The organism is Lentzea sp. NBRC 102530, from assembly GCF_030269365.1.
Classification (GTDB): Bacteria; Actinomycetota; Actinomycetes; order Mycobacteriales; family Pseudonocardiaceae; genus Lentzea.
Genome location: NZ_BSTF01000004.1, coordinates 359,869 through 374,951, shown reverse-complemented (window position 1 = coordinate 374,951; position 15,083 = coordinate 359,869). Strand labels below are relative to the sequence as shown.

At 70.4% G+C, this 15,083-nt stretch carries 11 protein-coding genes and 1 tRNA gene; 8 read left to right on the top strand and 4 right to left on the bottom strand.

The genetic code is table 11. The features are described from left to right. Positions 1-141: 141 nt before the first annotated feature. Complete coding sequence (locus QSK25_RS13255) at positions 142-2,403, top strand: cellulose binding domain-containing protein (RefSeq protein WP_285638414.1); 2,262 nt, start codon at positions 142-144, stop codon at positions 2,401-2,403. Further along, positions 2,403-4,073 (top strand): cellulose binding domain-containing protein, encoded by a 1,671-nt coding sequence (locus tag QSK25_RS13250; protein WP_285638412.1) that lies wholly within the window; start codon positions 2,403-2,405, stop codon positions 4,071-4,073. The genes QSK25_RS13255 and QSK25_RS13250 overlap by 1 nt, the downstream gene beginning before the upstream one ends. Before the next feature lie 63 nt (positions 4,074-4,136). Here the strand turns inward: QSK25_RS13250 and QSK25_RS13245 are convergent, their stop codons facing one another. Next, complete coding sequence (locus tag QSK25_RS13245) at positions 4,137-4,517, bottom strand: VOC family protein (RefSeq protein ID WP_285638410.1); 381 nt, start codon at positions 4,515-4,517, stop codon at positions 4,137-4,139. A gap of 104 nt (positions 4,518-4,621) precedes the next feature. Between QSK25_RS13245 and QSK25_RS13240 the strand changes: the two genes are divergently transcribed. Beyond that, positions 4,622-5,290 carry a class I SAM-dependent methyltransferase gene (locus QSK25_RS13240; protein WP_502881845.1) on the top strand — a complete coding sequence of 223 codons (669 nt, stop codon included), beginning with the start codon at positions 4,622-4,624 and terminating at the stop codon, positions 5,288-5,290. Here QSK25_RS13240 and QSK25_RS13235 read toward each other — a convergent pair. Further along, positions 5,287-5,526, bottom strand: coding sequence for a DinB family protein (locus QSK25_RS13235; RefSeq protein ID WP_285638406.1), 240 nt, complete (start codon positions 5,524-5,526; stop codon positions 5,287-5,289). The genes QSK25_RS13240 and QSK25_RS13235 overlap by 4 nt on opposite strands. Positions 5,527-5,631: 105 nt before the next feature. Between QSK25_RS13235 and QSK25_RS13230 the strand changes: the two genes are divergently transcribed. Further along, entirely contained in the window at positions 5,632-6,822 is a 1,191-nt protein-coding gene (locus QSK25_RS13230; protein ID WP_285638402.1) for an amidohydrolase, read from the top strand. Here QSK25_RS13230 and QSK25_RS13225 read toward each other — a convergent pair. Beyond that, positions 6,819-7,445 carry a TetR/AcrR family transcriptional regulator gene (locus QSK25_RS13225; RefSeq protein ID WP_285638400.1) on the bottom strand — a complete coding sequence of 209 codons (627 nt, stop codon included), beginning with the start codon at positions 7,443-7,445 and terminating at the stop codon, positions 6,819-6,821. The genes QSK25_RS13230 and QSK25_RS13225 overlap by 4 nt on opposite strands. A gap of 103 nt (positions 7,446-7,548) precedes the next feature. Between QSK25_RS13225 and QSK25_RS13220 the strand changes: the two genes are divergently transcribed. The 4 genes from QSK25_RS13220 to QSK25_RS13205 all read left to right on the top strand — a co-directional run bounded on the left by QSK25_RS13220 (position 7,549) and on the right by QSK25_RS13205 (position 12,395). Then, a complete protein-coding gene (locus QSK25_RS13220) occupies positions 7,549-9,033 on the top strand; it encodes a flavin-containing monooxygenase (protein ID WP_285638399.1) in 1,485 nt (494 codons plus the stop codon). Positions 9,034-9,328: 295 nt separating this feature from the next. After that, positions 9,329-11,593, top strand: a complete 2,265-nt coding sequence (locus QSK25_RS13215) for a M4 family metallopeptidase (protein WP_285638397.1) — start codon at positions 9,329-9,331, stop codon at positions 11,591-11,593. 39 nt (positions 11,594-11,632) lie between these two features. Then, the gene (locus QSK25_RS13210; RefSeq protein ID WP_285638395.1) at positions 11,633-12,244 is read left to right on the top strand and encodes a lysoplasmalogenase; all 612 of its coding nucleotides are present in this window, start codon (positions 11,633-11,635) and stop codon (positions 12,242-12,244) included. A gap of 77 nt (positions 12,245-12,321) precedes the next feature. Further along, positions 12,322-12,395, top strand: a tRNA-Lys gene (locus QSK25_RS13205). A 227-nt stretch (positions 12,396-12,622) separates the two neighbouring features. Here the strand turns inward: QSK25_RS13205 and QSK25_RS13200 are convergent. Beyond that, entirely contained in the window at positions 12,623-14,905 is a 2,283-nt protein-coding gene (locus QSK25_RS13200) for a LuxR C-terminal-related transcriptional regulator (RefSeq protein WP_285638393.1), read from the bottom strand. Between the last annotated feature and the right edge of the window lie 178 nt (positions 14,906-15,083).

Below are 15,083 nucleotides of genomic sequence, written 5' to 3'. Positions count from 1 at the left end.
AATTTGGACACAGGTATTGACCGGCACTCTGTTCATTATTGACAATTCCACCCCTCAGTGTGAGCCGCCACACACGCATCCGTCGTCGACCAGTTCTTGGAGGCACGCGTGTCCCGAAATCCAGGCTTACGACGAGCAGCCGTGCTCGGTGTCGTGGGCACACTCGCCGCGGCGGGCATCGTCGTGCTGGTCAACGCGGCCGGTGCGGCGCCCGGTGCGGGCGCGCTGACGAACCTCGACACGTCGGCGGGCAACCGCCGGGCCGCGGTCAGCGGGCTCCACGACTGGAGCAGGGCCGGCTACCGCGGTGGCCAGAACCTGCCCGGCGCCAACGAGATCAACCCCAGCGCGGCCTGTCAGATCACCGCCGCGGAGCTCGCGAGCCAGTTCAACGTCAAGCCGGACGACGGCGTGGACGACTCCGCCGGTCTGCAGGCGGCCATCGACTCGATCAGGACGACCTGCTCGCCGTCCGCGAGCTACAGCAAGCTCAGCCTGATCACGCTGCCCGCCGGTGAGCTGGCCGTGTCGCGCGAGCTGCACGTGGACGCCGACTACCTGGTCGTGCGCGGCGCCGGCAAGGACGCCACGAAGATCACCTACCGGCCGGACGCGAACACGCTCTACGACGCCCTCACGCCGGACGGGTCGGACTGGGACGAGGACGGCATGACCTCGGGGGCGGGCAAGGGCGGCTGGCTGTGGCCCGGTCGTGGCCTGTTCCGGGTGCAGTCGCGCGGGGTCGACCCGAGCTACGCGAGCGACTACGCGGCGGCGCCGGAGAACCGCAAGGACATCTTCGAGGGCACGGTGAACGTGCACTGGAAGGTCGGCGCGAAGGTCGCCGCGGCGGCGAAGACCGGCGACCGCACGATCGCCGTCGCCTCCACCAGCAAGATCAAGGTCGGCGAGTTCGTGAACGTCCGCGCGGCCAACTCGGTCAAGTTCTACGAGCAGCAGCAGGCGACCGGCACCGAGTGGCCGATGCTGAACATGCACATGCGGCAGCAGATCTTCACCGTCACGGCCGTCTCCGGCACCACGGTGACGCTGGACAAGCCGCTCGAGTTCGACGTCCCGGTCACCTCCGTCTCGGACGGGTCCGCGCCGATCGCCGGTGTCCCGTACGACTCGAAGGTCGCGCCGCTGGTCGACCCCGTCGTCGGCGTCGGCTTCGAGGACTTCGGCTTCACGCAGGCGATGCCGGGCCTCAACCAGGCTGACGCGGTCAACAACTACGGCAACATGGCGCCCGCCGCCGAGATGCACGGCATCGTCTTCAAGTGGGCCGCCAACTCGTGGGTCAGGGGCGTCCGCGCGGAGATGACCGGGTCGCACCCGATCGTCACCGAGGAGGCCAAGAACCTCCAGATCGTGAACAACGAGCTCGACGGCGCGTGGAACAAGGGCAAGGGCGGCAACGGTTACTTCCGCGGCTCGCGCGTGTGGGACTCCCTCTACGCCGGCAACACGAGCCGCAACCTGCGCCACTTCACGTTCCAGTGGTCCGCCTCGGGCAACGTCGTGATCGGCAACGACTTCGACTCCGATCTGAACCTGCACGGCGGCTGGGAGCGCAACAACCTCTTCGAGCTCAACACCGTCCGCGTCCCGTACGCGCACCGCTCGGCCAACTGCCGGGCCAACTGCGGTGAGGAGGGCGGCGGCGGTCCCGACAACTCCAACTGGTTCCCGATCTGGTGGGGCGCGGGCAAGAAGGCCATCAAGTGGTCCGGCGCCTCCGGTCCGCGCAACGTCTTCTTCAACAACCAGATGACCAAGCAGACCGCGACCGGTGGCCCGTTCAACGACTTCTACGCCGATCGTTCGCGCATCTACCAGTTCGGCTGGAACGGCACGGCCTACCAGCACCTGGACGTGGGCGGCACGCCGATCACCGACTGGGCGGGCAACGAGCAGCGGGACTTCACCGGCGGCCACGGCGTCGACGCCACCAGGACCGACTCGCGGGCGTCGCTGTTCCTGAACTCGGTCGGCGGCACCCCGCCGACCAGCACCACCACGTCCACGACCACCAGCACGACGACGACCACCACAACTACGACCACTACGACCACCCCGCCGACAGGGTCGTGCCTCACCGCGAAGGTCATCCAGACGTCGGTGTGGAACGGCGGCTACGGCGCCGACGTCACGCTGACCAACGCCTGCGCCACCGCGACGAACGGCTGGACGGTCGAGTTCGACCTGCCGCAGGGCACGAAGGTCAGCAGCTCGTGGAGCTCGGTCCGGACGAACTCGGGCCAGCACTACAAGTTCACGAACGCGAGCTTCAACGGCACCATCAAACCGGGCGCCAGCGCCAAGTTCGGGTTCAACGCGGCAGGCTCCGGTCTCCCGACCGGCTGCACCGTCAACGGCAACTCCTGCGGAGGCAACTGATGCGCGGCACGAGGGCACTCACGCTGGGCGCGATCGCCGCGACGGCGGCGGCTCTGCTCAGCGCCGCACCGGCACAGGCCGCGGCCGTGCTGACGGCGACGATCACGCAGACCTCGGTGTGGAACAGCGGTTATGGCGCGGACGTCACGATCACCAACACCGGTGACACCGCCGGCACGGGCTGGACGCTGGAGTTCGACCTCCCGTCCGGCACCACGATCTCCAGCTCCTGGAGCTCGGTCAGGACCTCGACGGGCCAGCACCACAAGTTCACCAACGCGAGCTTCAACGGCAGCATCAAACCGGGCGCCAGCGCCAAGTTCGGGTTCAACGCGGCGGGCGGCAGCCTCCCGGCGAACTGCACGGTCAACGGCGCGCCGTGCGGCGGCGGGGGCAACCCGCCGGCCGACACGCAGGCCCCGACCGTCCCTTCCGGACTGCGGTCGACCGGCGTGACGCCGGGTTCGGTGTCGCTCGCGTGGACCGCGTCCACGGACGACGTCGGCGTCACCGGTTACGAGGTGCTGCAGGGCGGCGTGGTCGCCGCGACCGTCACCGGCGCGTCGGCCACGGTCACCGGCCTCTCCCCCGCGACCGCGTACTCGTTCTCGGTGCGCGCCAGGGACGCGGCGGGCAACAGGTCGGCGGCGAGCACGGCCGTGAGCGCCACGACCAGCCCGGGCAGCGGTGGCGGCGGCACCGTCGACGTGTCCACGGCGGCGGAACTCCAGGCCGCTTTGGCGTCGGCCACGTCCGGCCAGACGATCAAGCTCGCGGCGGGCACCTACCGCGGTTCGTTCGTCGTCAACGGCAAGGCGGGCACGTCGTCGCAGCCGATCACGCTGTCCGGTCCGGCGAACGCCGTGCTGATCAACGACGGCCCGGCCGGCGAGGCGCCGTCCTGCCCCGCCCCCACCGCGGGCTGGGACTCGGGTTACGGCCTGTGGCTCTTCAACTCCCCGTACTGGAACCTCACCGGGTTCACCGTGCAGGAGTCGAAGAAGGGCATCGTGCTCGACAACTCGCACCACACCACGATCGACTCGGTGTCGGTGCACCACCTCGACGAGGAGGCGGTCCACTTCCGGCGTTCGTCGGGTGACGGCGTGATCCGCAACTCGACCATCACCGACACCGGTCTCGTGCAGCCCGGCTACGGCGAGGGCGTGTACCTCGGTTCCGCGAACTCCAACTGGGGCTGCCACGGCAACAGCGGCGGCATCGACCGCAGCGACCGGGTCCAGGTGCTGAACAACCGGATCGGCCCGAACGTCGCGGCCGAGGCGATCGACGTCAAGGAAGGCACCTACGACGGCGTCATCCGGGGCAACACCTTCAACGGCACCGGGATCACCGGCCAGAACTCGGCCGACTCCTGGGTCGACGTGAAGGGCATCAACTACCTGATCGAGGACAACACCGGCACGTTCCGCAGCCCCGGCACGTTCGCCAACGGCTACGAGACGCACAACACCAGCACCACGCCGAACCTGCCCAACGGCTGCGGCAACGTCTGGCGCAACAACCGCTCCGACCTCGGGGGCGTCGGCCAGTACGCGATCAACATCACCTCGGTGTCGAAGTGCACGGCGCAGCCGAACGTCGTCTACGCCTCCAACACCGCGACCGGTGCGGTGAAGGGCCTGACGAACGCACAGGTCACCCCGTAACCACCCCTGCGCGGCCGATGCCCGGCGGACGCCGTCCTGCCGGGCATCGGCCGTTTCCCCAGCTCAGTTCTGCTCCGCGACGAGCCAGCACAGGCAGAACGGATGCCCGGCCGGGTCCGCGTACACCTGGAAGTCGTCACCGGACGTGGCACCGCGGGCGGGCTTGAGCACCGTCGCGCCGAGCGACATCACCTGCTCGTGCGCCTCGGCGAAGTCCTCGACCCACAGGTCGAAGTGGATCTGCTGCTGGACCGGCCCGTCCGGCCACGTCGGCGGGGTGTGGCCGGGCGCGAGCTGCACCCCGATCTTCGGTTCACCGCCGACCATCACCATGTGCCAGTCACCGTCCTCCTCCACGGTGCCCCCGAGCACACCAGCCCAGAAGTGGCTCTCCGCACCGAGATCTGCGGCGTCGAACGTGACAACCTGGAATTTGATGCGCATCACCGCATCCTGCCAAGGATCACCTGGGGGCACAGATGGAACGCGCGCTGTACGACGAGATCGGCACCGGCTACGCCCTGGGCCGGCGGACCGATCCGCGGTGGATGTCCGAGATCCTCCGGGCGTTGGGCACGGCGGAGACGATCGCCGACGTCGGCGCGGGCACCGGGTCGTACGAACCCGAGGGCCGCACGATCATCGCGGTCGAACCGTCGGCCGAGATGATCAGGCAACGGCCGCCGGGCGCGTGCCCGGTCGTGCGGGCGGTGGCGGAGTCGTTGCCGCTCAGGGACAACGCGGTCGACGCGGCGCTGGGCGTGCTGACCGTCCACCACTGGACGGACTGGCGTGGCGGGCTCGCCGAACTGCGCCGCATCGCGCCGTCGCGGGTCGTGCTCGCCTACGACACGGGCCTGCACGCGGACTTCTGGTTCGTGCGCGAGTACGTGCCCGAGATCGCCGACCTGGAACGGACCCGGCCGTCCGCCGACGACATCGCCCACGAGCTGGGCGCGGTGAGCGTGACGCCGCTGCCGGTGCCGTGGGACTTCACCGACGGCGTGTTCCCGGCCTACTGGCGCCGCCCGGAGGCCTACCTCGATCCGCGGGTGCGGGCGGCCTGTTCCGCGTTGGCGCAGACCGATCCGAAGGCCGTCGACCGCGGCATCGATCGGCTGCGCGACGACCTGCGCGGCGGCCGGTGGCACGCCGATCACGCCTGGCTGCTGGACCTCGACGCGTGGGACGCGGGGTTCCGGCTGATCGTCGCCTAGCCCGGCGCCCGCCCGACTGCGGCCAGGTTCCGGTGCAGCGGGTCGTCTTCGTTCGCGGGCACGGCGGGGGCGAACGGCGCGCCGGGCTCCCCGCGCCCGGCGTCCAGCACCGACAACGCGATGCGCAGCGCGGGTTCGGCCAGTTCCGGGGCCAGCCGGTGGTCGAGCCCGAGCGAGCGCGCGACGTCCCAGCCGTGCACGACGTGGTCGATGAGGTGGAAGCCGACGGCCTGCACCGCCGGGAAGCTCGCGCGGCTGGACCCGGCCGACCGGGAGATACTGCAGCGGACGTTGGCGTTGCTCGCCGACGAGGCGCAGAAGCAGGACTGAGGAGAAACCCCGTGCCCGATCTGCACGCGCTCTACCGCGATCTGCACGCGCACCCCGAGTTGTCGTGGCAGGAGTTCCGCACGGCCGGGGTGCTCGCGGACGCGTTGCGGCCGTTGGGGTACGAGGTCGCGACCGGGTTCGCCGGCACGGGCGTGGTCGGCGTGCTGCGCAACGGCGAGGGCCCGACCGTCCTGCTGCGCGCGGACATCGACGCGTTGCCCGTGCTGGAGGCGACCGGACTCCCTTACGCCTCAACGGTGCGCGCGACCACTCCGGACGGTGCGGACGTGCCGGTCGCGCACGCGTGCGGCCACGACATGCACGCCACGTGCCTGATCGGGGCGGCCGAACGGCTGGCCGCGGCTCGTGCCGAGTGGTCGGGGACGTTGCTCGTGGTGTTCCAGCCCGCCGAGGAGCTCGGGCAGGGTGCGCGGGCGATGGTCGACGCCGGGTTGTTCGACCGGTTCGGCACGCCGGAAGTCGTGCTGGCACAACACGTCAGCCCGTTGCCGGCCGGGATGATCGCGCATGGCAGCGGGCCGGTGATGGCGGCCTCAGACTCGGTGCGGGTGACGCTGCACGGGCGTGGCGGCCACGGGTCCGCGCCCGAGACGGCGATCGACCCGGTGCTGATGGCGGCGCACTGCGTGGTGCGGCTGCAGGGCATCGTGTCCCGCGAGGTCGCGCCGTCCGAACGGGCCGTCGTGACGGTCGGTCGCCTGCAGGCGGGCACCAAGGAGAACGTCATCCCGGACACGGCCGAGATCGGCGTGAACATCCGGTCGTTCAACGAGCACGTCCGCGGCATCGTGAAGGCCGCCGTGGAACGGATCGTGCGGGCCGAGGCCGCCGCGTCCGGCGCACCGCGCGAGCCCGAGTTCGACTGGTACGACGGCACCCCCGTGCTGGTGTCCGATCCGGACGCCACGGCGAGGACGATGGCCGCGTTCGCCGAGCACTTCGGCAGCGACAACCTGATCCCCGGCGCGGTGGTGAACGCGAGCGAGGACGTCGGCGTGTTCGGTGCGTCGGCGGGCGTCCCGACGGTGTTCTGGTTCCTCGGCGGCACGGACTTCGGCCGGCGCGAGCCCGGTCAGCCCGTCGCGATGAACCACGCCCCCGACTACGCGCCGGACCTCGAACCGACGCTCACCACCGGGGTGGACGCCCTGGTCGTGGCCGCGCGGACCTGGCTCGCCTAACGTGCGGCGATGCCGTCGTACATGATCCTTCTGAGCGCTTCGCTCTGCGCCACCTGGGCTTCCGGCGTGCGCAGCGAGGAGATCGCGGTGCCGAGGATCATGCCGTTGATGGCCCGCGCGGTGTTGTCGATGTCGAGGTCCGCGCGCAGGTAACCGAGCTCCACGCCGTGCGTGAGGTACGCGGCCGTGAGCGAGGCAGCCAGGTCGAACAGGTCGAGGATGCGTTCGGACATCGCTCGGTCGATGCCGGGCGCCTCGAACAGCAGCAGGCGCGGCACCCTCGGGTCCTCGCCGAAGATCCGGCCGAGCGACTCGCCGATGCGCGCTGACTGCTCGCGGTACTCGGCGAGCGTCGACACGGCGTCCGGGGCGTTCTCGGCGGTGAGGGCACCGGTGACGCGCCCGACCAGGTCGTCCACCACGTGGTCGACGATGTCCCGCTTGTTCTGGAAGTAGCGGTAGAAGGTGCCGTGCCCGATGCCGAGCCGCGCGGCGACGTCGGCGATGCCCGTGGCGTGGTAGCCGCGCTCGGCGAAGCAGTCGAACGCCGCGTCGATGATCTCGCGGCGCAACTCCTGCTTCTTGCGCTCGGCGCGGCTGACGGGCTCGGCACTGGACGTCATGGGTCAGGAGTCTATGACCTGCGCGCTCTTGCGATCACGAGCTGAACTGACATACGGTTCCGAAACTGACACGCGATTCCGTTTCGGGGTTCGGGAGGCAGCGATGCACGACGCGGTGATCGTCGGCGCGGGGTTCGGCGGCATGGGCGCGGCGATCGAGCTCAAGCGGCTCGGGTTCGGCGACCTGCTGATCCTCGAGCGGGAGGACGACCTCGGCGGCACGTGGCACGTGAACCGCTATCCGGGACTCGCCGTCGACATCCCGTCGCCGACCTACTCGTACTCGTTCGAGCCGAACCCGCACTGGTCGCGGCTGTTCGCTCCGGGCCATGAACTCAAGCGGTACGCCGAGCACGTGGCGGTGAAGTACGGGCTGAGGCCGCTGATGCGGTTCGGGGTGACGGTGACCTCCGCGCGCTGGCGGGGCGATCACTGGGAGGTCGTGGCCGGCGATGCGGTGTTCACCGCGCGGTACCTGGTGACCGCGACGGGGTTCCTCTCGATGCCGAAGACGCCGGACATCCCCGGTGTTTCGTCGTTCGAGGGGCGTGTGGTGCACACGGCCGCGTGGGAGCCCGTCGACCTGACCGGCAAGCGGGTGGCGATCATCGGCACCGGTGCGACCGCGGTGCAGCTGATCCCCGAACTGGCGCGGCAGGCGTCGGCGTTGACGGTGTTCCAGCGCACGCCGATCTGGGTGAGCCCGAAGCCGGACCACCCGATTCCCCCTGCTGTGCGGACGTTGTTCGCGCGGCTGCCGTTCGCGCAACGGGCCGTGCGGTGGATCGGCAACGCGGTCCTGGAGCTGATGATGATCTCCGGGGTCGTGCGCTACAAGCAGCTCCGGGTGGTGAACCGGCTGGCCGAGCGCTGGTGCCGGGCACACCTGCACCGGCAGGTCGGGGATCCGTTGCTGCGGCGCAAGCTCACGCCCGACTACTCGTTCGGTTGCAAGCGGCCGACGTTCTCGAACGACTACTTCCGCACGTTCACCCAGCCGCACGTGCGACTGGAAACCGATGGCGTGGAACGGATCGACGCCCGTGGTCTCGTCACGGCCTCCGGGCGGACCGACGTCGACGTGCTCGTGCTGGCGACCGGCTTCAACCTGTGGGACACCAACTTCCCGGCGTTCGAGGTGATCGGCCGCGACGGCAGGGACCTCGGCGCGTGGTGGCGGCAGCACCGGTTCCAGGCCTACGAGGGCGTGACGGTGCCGGGGTTCCCGAACTACCTGTCGCTCAACAGCCCGTACTCCTACAGCGGCCTGTCGTACTTCACGACGATCGAGTGCCAGATGACGCACATGCGGCGCCTGTTCACGGGGATGCGGTCGCGTGGCTCGGCCGTCTTCGAGGTCACCCAGCGCGCGAACGACGAGTTCCTCGGCCGGATGCGGTCGAAGGTCACGCAGAACACCGTGTTCTCGCTCGGCCAGTGCGCCACGGCCCGCAGCTACTACTTCAACCAGCACGGGGAGGCGACGCTGCTGCGGCCGACCTCGACCGTGAGCGCGCACCGGGCAGCGGGCAGCTTCCCGTTGTCGGACTACGACTTCACGCCCGTGCGCGCGGCGACACCGGCATGATCCGGTGCTCGGGGAGTTGATCGCGGTCTCGTCCGACTCCGGCGAACGGGCCACCTGCCGCGCACGACCCAACGGGAACTTCTCCGGGCAAACCGAACATCAAGCCTGACAAAGGAATGCGCGGACGCAACTCCCACAAATGCGCACGAATGATTTGTGTGAATAAGTTAGTCCTTGTTAACGATCTCGCGGCGACTCATCCTTTCGTTGCCCTACCTGGACATTCACCTCGACGGACACCCGGCTCCCCCTGCCACCGCGGGCCGGGTCTGTTCGCCCTGCAACGAGGAGAAAAATGCAAGCGAGACGTTCTCTCGTGCTGGCCGCAGCGGGTTCACTCGTCGCCGCCGTGCTCAGCCCGCTCGGGATCCAAGCCTCCGCCCAGCCCGTTCCGTCCGCCGAGGCGCTGGCCGTCGACGCGGCCGCGAGCCTCGTCGCCGGCCGCCCGGCCGAACTGCACGCCGGCGCGGACGACGCGTTCGTGCGGCACGGCGTCATCTCGTCCACCAACGGCCTGAAGTACGTGCCGTACGACCGGACCTACAAGGGGATGCCGGTGGTGGGCGGCGACTTCGTCGTCGTCACGAACTCCACCGGGCAGGTCCTGCAGACCTCCGTCAGCCAGAACGCCACGATCAACCTGCCCGCGACCAAGGCTTCCGTCACCAAGGCGCAGGCCGAGGCCACCGCCCGCACCACCATGTCCACCGTGGACGGCGTGGGTGCGGCCGAGCAGGTCGTCTACGCGCTCGACACCACGCCCTTGCTCGCCTGGAAGATCACGGTGACCGGCCGTGACGCGGAGGGCCCGAGCAAGCTGGACGTCGTCGTGGACGCGCTGAGCGGCAAGGTGCTGCGCAAGCAGGAACGCGTCCTGCACGGCACCGGCACCAGCGGCTGGAACGGCCCGAACCCCGTCACCATCGCCACCACGCACTCCGGCTCGAACTACTCGCTCAAGGACCCGACGCTCACCAACGTGAGCTGCCAGGACGCGGCGAACAACACGACGTTCACCAAGACCACCGACACGTGGGGCAACGGCACCCGGACCAACCGCGAGACCGGCTGCGTCGACGTGCTCTTCGCCGCCCAGACCGAGGCGAAGATGCTCTCGCAGTGGCTGGGGCGCAACGGTTTCGACGGCAACGGCGGCGGCTGGCCGATGCGCGTCGGCCTGAACGACCAGAACGCCTACTACGACGGCAGCCAGGTCCAGATCGGGCACAACAGCGCGGGCCAGTGGATCGGTTCGATCGACGTCGTCGCCCACGAACTCGGCCACGGCATCGACGACCACACCCCCGGCGGCATCTCCGGCGCGGGCACCCAGGAGTTCGTCGCGGACGTCTTCGGCGCCACCACCGAGTGGTTCGCGAACGAGCCGTCCCCCTACGACACGCCGGACTTCCTGGTCGGCGAGACGATCGACCTCGTGGGCCGCGGCCCGATCCGCAACATGTACAACCCGTCCGCGCTGAACCACGCGAACTGCTACTCGAGCTCCATCCCGAACACCGAGGTGCACGCGGCCGCCGGCCCCGGCAACCACTGGTTCTACCTGCTCTCGCAGGGCACCGACCCGACCAACGGCCAGCCGTCCAGCACGACGTGCAACAACACGTCCATCACGGGCCTGGGCGTCGAGAAGGCCATCAAGATCTTCTACAACGCCATGCTGCTCAAGACCTCCAGCAGCTCCTACCTGAAGTACCGCACCTGGACCCTCACCGCGGCCAAGAACCTCTACCCCGGCAGCTGCGCGGAGTTCAACACGGTCAAGGCCGCCTGGGACGCCGTCAGCGTGCCCGCCCAGTCCGCCGACCCGACGTGCAGCGCCACCGGCACCGTGACCGTCAGCAACCCCGGCAACCAGTCCACCACCGTGGGCACCGCGGTCAGCCTCCCGCTGTCGGCCAGCGGCGGCACCGCCCCGTACACCTTCTCCGCCACGGGCCTGCCCGCCGGCCTCTCGGTGAACGGCGGCACCATCTCCGGCACCCCGACCACCGCCGCCACCTCGAACGTCACCGTGACGGCCACCGACAGCACCGGCAAGACCGGCTCAGCGTCGTTCTCCTGGACCGTCGGCGGCACCGGCGGCAACTGCTCGGGCCAGAAGCTCCTGAACCCCGGCTTCGAGTCCGGCACCGCCTCCTGGACCGCCACCTCGGGCGTCATCGGCCAGCACAGCGCCGACGGCCAGCCCGCCCGCACCGGCACCTGGTCGTCGTGGCTGAACGGCTACGGCTCGTCGCACACCGACTCGCTCTCCCAGTCGGTGACGATCCCCGCGGGCTGCAAGGCATCGCTGACCTTCTACGTCCACATCGACACCCGCGAGACCGGCGGCACCGTCTACGACAAGCTGACCGTGACGGCCGGAAGCACCACGCTGGCAACGCTTTCCAACACCGACGCGGCCTCGGGCTACGCGGCGAAGATGTACGACCTCTCGTCGTTCGCCGGCCAGACCGTGACGGTGAAGTTCACCGGCGTCGAGGACGCGTCGCTGCAGACGTCGTTCGTGATCGACGACACGGCGGTGACCTTGAGCTGACGCTTCTAGTCTGAGCACCTCAATGGCGAGAGGTGCTCCATGAAGAACCAGGTGTACGCGGTTGCCGCGATCGTGGACTCGATCGCGGCGACCGTGCGTCGCGGAGCCACGGCACGTGCTGTGACGAAGACCGCACTGATGCCCGCCCTCGCCGTGGCCACCCCACCCCGTGACGCGGGGATGGCGGTGGGCCTGGCCGGCTCCTGGGCAGGCGACATCGCCCTGCTGGGCGACTCGGACCGGGCATTCCGGACAGGACTCTTCAGCTTCCTTGCCGCCCACGTCGGCTACACCGCGGCCCTGGCCCGCCGCTCCACCCCGGGCACCCGCAAGGCGGTCCTCCCGATCGTCGCGGCCTCGTCCCTCGGTGCCGTGGTCTTCGCCCGCGCGGCAGGCCCGCTCGGCAAACCGGTAGGCCTCTACGCGCTCACCCTGGGCACGATGGTGGCCGCCGCCTCCACCGCCCGAGGCACCGGCTCGCGGCGCGTTTTCGGTGGTGCGGCCCTGTTCGCGGTTTCCGACGCCCTGCTCGGCGCGAGCCGGTTCGTCCTCGGGGGACGCGCGGCGCGGGTGGCGTCGGCGGGCGTCATGCCGACCTACGCGGCGGCCCAGTGGCTCCTGCACACGGGGGTCGCGGCGTCCGGCAGGTGACCCCCGCGAAAACTCGCTGGAACCCCCGTGCTAACGTTCTTCACGTCGGAACGAGCAAGGCTCCGGCACACAAACAAGCGCCGCTAGCTCAGTTGGTTAGAGCAGCTGACTCTTAATCAGCGGGTCCGGGGTTCGAGTCCCTGGCGGCGTACACCGGAGAAGCGGGTAGAGATTCGTCTCTACCCGCTTTTCTGCTTTCCGGGCGCCCATCCGATTTGTGCGTCCCTGTGCGTCCAGTTCCAACAACAGACGCACAGGGACGTGCGTGGCGCCGTCCCGAGCCGGCTGAACCGCATCTGGCGGATCCGCGCTCAGTACATCCGTGGCGCGCCTGGGCACCGGATGGGTGCGAGAGCGCCGATACACCCGATGAGGTGACTACTTCGCCGCGGGCAGGTCGACGTCTTCGAGTGCCCGTTCCAGCTCACGCCGGTTCTTGGCGCCGAGCTTGTTGCGGATGCGGGTGACGTGGTGCTCGACGGTCTTGGCCGAGATGAACAACGCGTCGCCGACCTCGCGGTAGGTCAGGCCGTCGCGCACGAGCGCGGCCACTTCCTGCTCGCGGTCGCTGAGCACCTCGGCGTTGCCCTGGCCGCCGCTCGTGCCGTGGAACTGCCGCGCGATGTCGAGCAACTGCGTCATGGCCTTGCGGTCCGTGGTGTGCATGGCGGCGTGCCCGGCCAGCCTCGCGGCGTCCGCGCGCAGGCCGTGCGCGCGCAACTCCTGTGCCACCGTCTCCACGCGCACGTGGTCGACCTCGCCTCGGCCGGCTCGGCTCCAGCACCGCGCGCCGGCGGCGAGGGCGCGGGCGAACGGCAGCGCCTCCGCGGCACCCTCCAGCGCCGCGGTGTGCCCTTCGGCGGCCTCGTGGTCGCCGAGCAGCAACGACGCGTGGAAGGCGTGCCAGCGCGGCAGGACCGACCACAGTGGAGGGTCGCCCAGGTTGCCGAGCAACGTCCACGCTTCAGCCAGGTGTGCCTCGACGCGGTGGAACTGGCCGATCCTCGCCGCGGCGACGGCGATCTCGGTCAGGGGGATCAGCGTGTAGAGGTCGACGGGGTGCACGACGAGCGCCTGCTGGGCCGGTTCCCACGCGGCGCGCAGGGCGTGCAGGTCACCGGTGCGGCGGGCGGTACCGAGGTCCAGCGCCGCGGCGAACAGCGCCTCCCTGGGCTCTCTGCCGGTCTGCGGCCACACGAACTGTTGCGCCACCTCGACGTCACCGCCCAGCAGTTCCGCGCAGGCGAGCAACAGCCGGTGGCGGTCCGCGTGCAGCCCCCGGCCGTCATCACCTCGGACGGCCTTGGTGAGCAAGGACTTCGCGACGGTCAACTCGCCCGCGTGGACGCAGATCAGCGCGGCGAGCGCGGTCGGGCTGTCGGGCTGCACCGAGGCTCGGGAACCGGCCTGGTTCACCCCTGCGGTCGCGACCGCGGCGGAGACGGCGGCCATGGGTGGCCCGGTGACGGTGTCGAGCAGCACGTCGGCCAGTCGTTGCCCGAGGGTGTCGGTCAGCGAGCCGGCGGGGTGCGGGGCGAGCCGGATCGCGCGGGCCTCGTCGAGGCGGCCGGCGCCGAGCAGACCCGTCACGGCGAAGCCCCTGGCCAGTCCGTTGTCCGAGCGGCGCAGCAGTTCGCCGCCGCGGCCGACCTGCCCGCGCATCGTGAGCACGGTCGCGGCGACCAGCAGTTCGTCCGCGTGGTCGAGGTTCACCGCCTCCACGGCGCCGTCCAGGTCGCCGCTGAGAGCCCGTGCCCGCGCCACGTCGGCGGACGTGCCGGTGCCGACGGCGGTGAACAGCCGCGCGGCCAGTGCAGGGTCGTCGTTGATCACCTCGTGGCCGGCGGAGGAGAACACACCGAGCAGCGCCGGCTCCGCGGCCCCGAGTTCCAGCAGCTGCTCCGCATAACCCGACACCGGCTGGGCGCGTCCAGCCTGCCGGAGGGCGAGTTCGCGCAGGAGGTCCGCGCGCTGGTCGACCGGGGCGAGCGCGGCGATCGCGTCGGACGCGACCGGGAGCGGGGTGCCGTCGAGCTGGAGCAGGCCCGCCGACCGCAGCGCCTGCGCGGACTCCGCGACCGCGCCGGGCTCCAGCACCAGCACGGTCGCGAGCAGGTCCACGTCGAACGGGGCTCCCAGGGCCAGGACCAGCAGCAGATCGTTCGCGGCGACGGACAGCTCGTCGAGGTGACGGGCGAACGCGGCGCGCGGGTCGGGTGAGAGCTCGTCCAGGACGAACCTCGGCGTGCCGCCGGTGCGGTCGTGCAGGCGGTGGGCGAACGCCTCGCTCACCTCGATGTCCAGCACGTGCGTCGCGAGCGAACGGACGTGTTCACGGGACAGGGGCCGCAGCCGCACCCGGACGGCGGAGCCGGGCAGTGCCGCGACGAGGCGGGCGAGGGCGCGGTTGTCCGGCCAGGGACGATGGGCGACGACGAGCCGGCCCCCGGCCCGCACCTCGTGGAGGAGGCGGTCGACGTCGTCCTCGCCGAGGAGGTGCCCGTCGTCGACCGCGACGGTGTGCTCGAACGTCCGCAGCACCGCGGTCTTGCCGCAGCCGGCCGGCCCGGTCAGCACGACGTGGTCGGCGGCACGGGCGCGTTCGAGGCTGCGGGTGGTCCCGCTGTCGATCAACAGGGGACTGGCCGACAGCGATGACATGAGCGCGTGAACCTCCTGGTGCCTACCCGTACCCCGGTAGTTCGGAGCATCACCCGTTCGAGTTTGGTCACGGCCCAAAGATCGGGACATCCCCCTATTCCCCTACCCGCGGTGCGCGCGATCCCCCATCCACGCCCGCCGAACCAGACCAGGCACGTCACCCGATGCGGCGAACGGC

What these genes read in the sequence shown, in the direction of transcription:
- QSK25_RS13250 (WP_285638412.1), top strand. Translation starts at nt 2,403, where the DNA reads ATGCGCGGCACGAGGGCACTCACGCTGGGCGCGATCGCCGCGACGGCG.
- QSK25_RS13245 (WP_285638410.1), bottom strand. Translation starts at nt 4,517, where the DNA reads ATGCGCATCAAATTCCAGGTTGTCACGTTCGACGCCGCAGATCTCGGT.
- QSK25_RS13240 (WP_502881845.1), top strand. Translation starts at nt 4,622, where the DNA reads ATGTCCGAGATCCTCCGGGCGTTGGGCACGGCGGAGACGATCGCCGAC.
- QSK25_RS13225 (WP_285638400.1), bottom strand. Translation starts at nt 7,445, where the DNA reads ATGACGTCCAGTGCCGAGCCCGTCAGCCGCGCCGAGCGCAAGAAGCAG.
- QSK25_RS13220 (WP_285638399.1), top strand. Translation starts at nt 7,549, where the DNA reads ATGCACGACGCGGTGATCGTCGGCGCGGGGTTCGGCGGCATGGGCGCG.
- QSK25_RS13215 (WP_285638397.1), top strand. Translation starts at nt 9,329, where the DNA reads ATGCAAGCGAGACGTTCTCTCGTGCTGGCCGCAGCGGGTTCACTCGTC.
- QSK25_RS13210 (WP_285638395.1), top strand. Translation starts at nt 11,633, where the DNA reads ATGAAGAACCAGGTGTACGCGGTTGCCGCGATCGTGGACTCGATCGCG.
- QSK25_RS13200 (WP_285638393.1), bottom strand. Translation starts at nt 14,905, where the DNA reads ATGTCATCGCTGTCGGCCAGTCCCCTGTTGATCGACAGCGGGACCACC.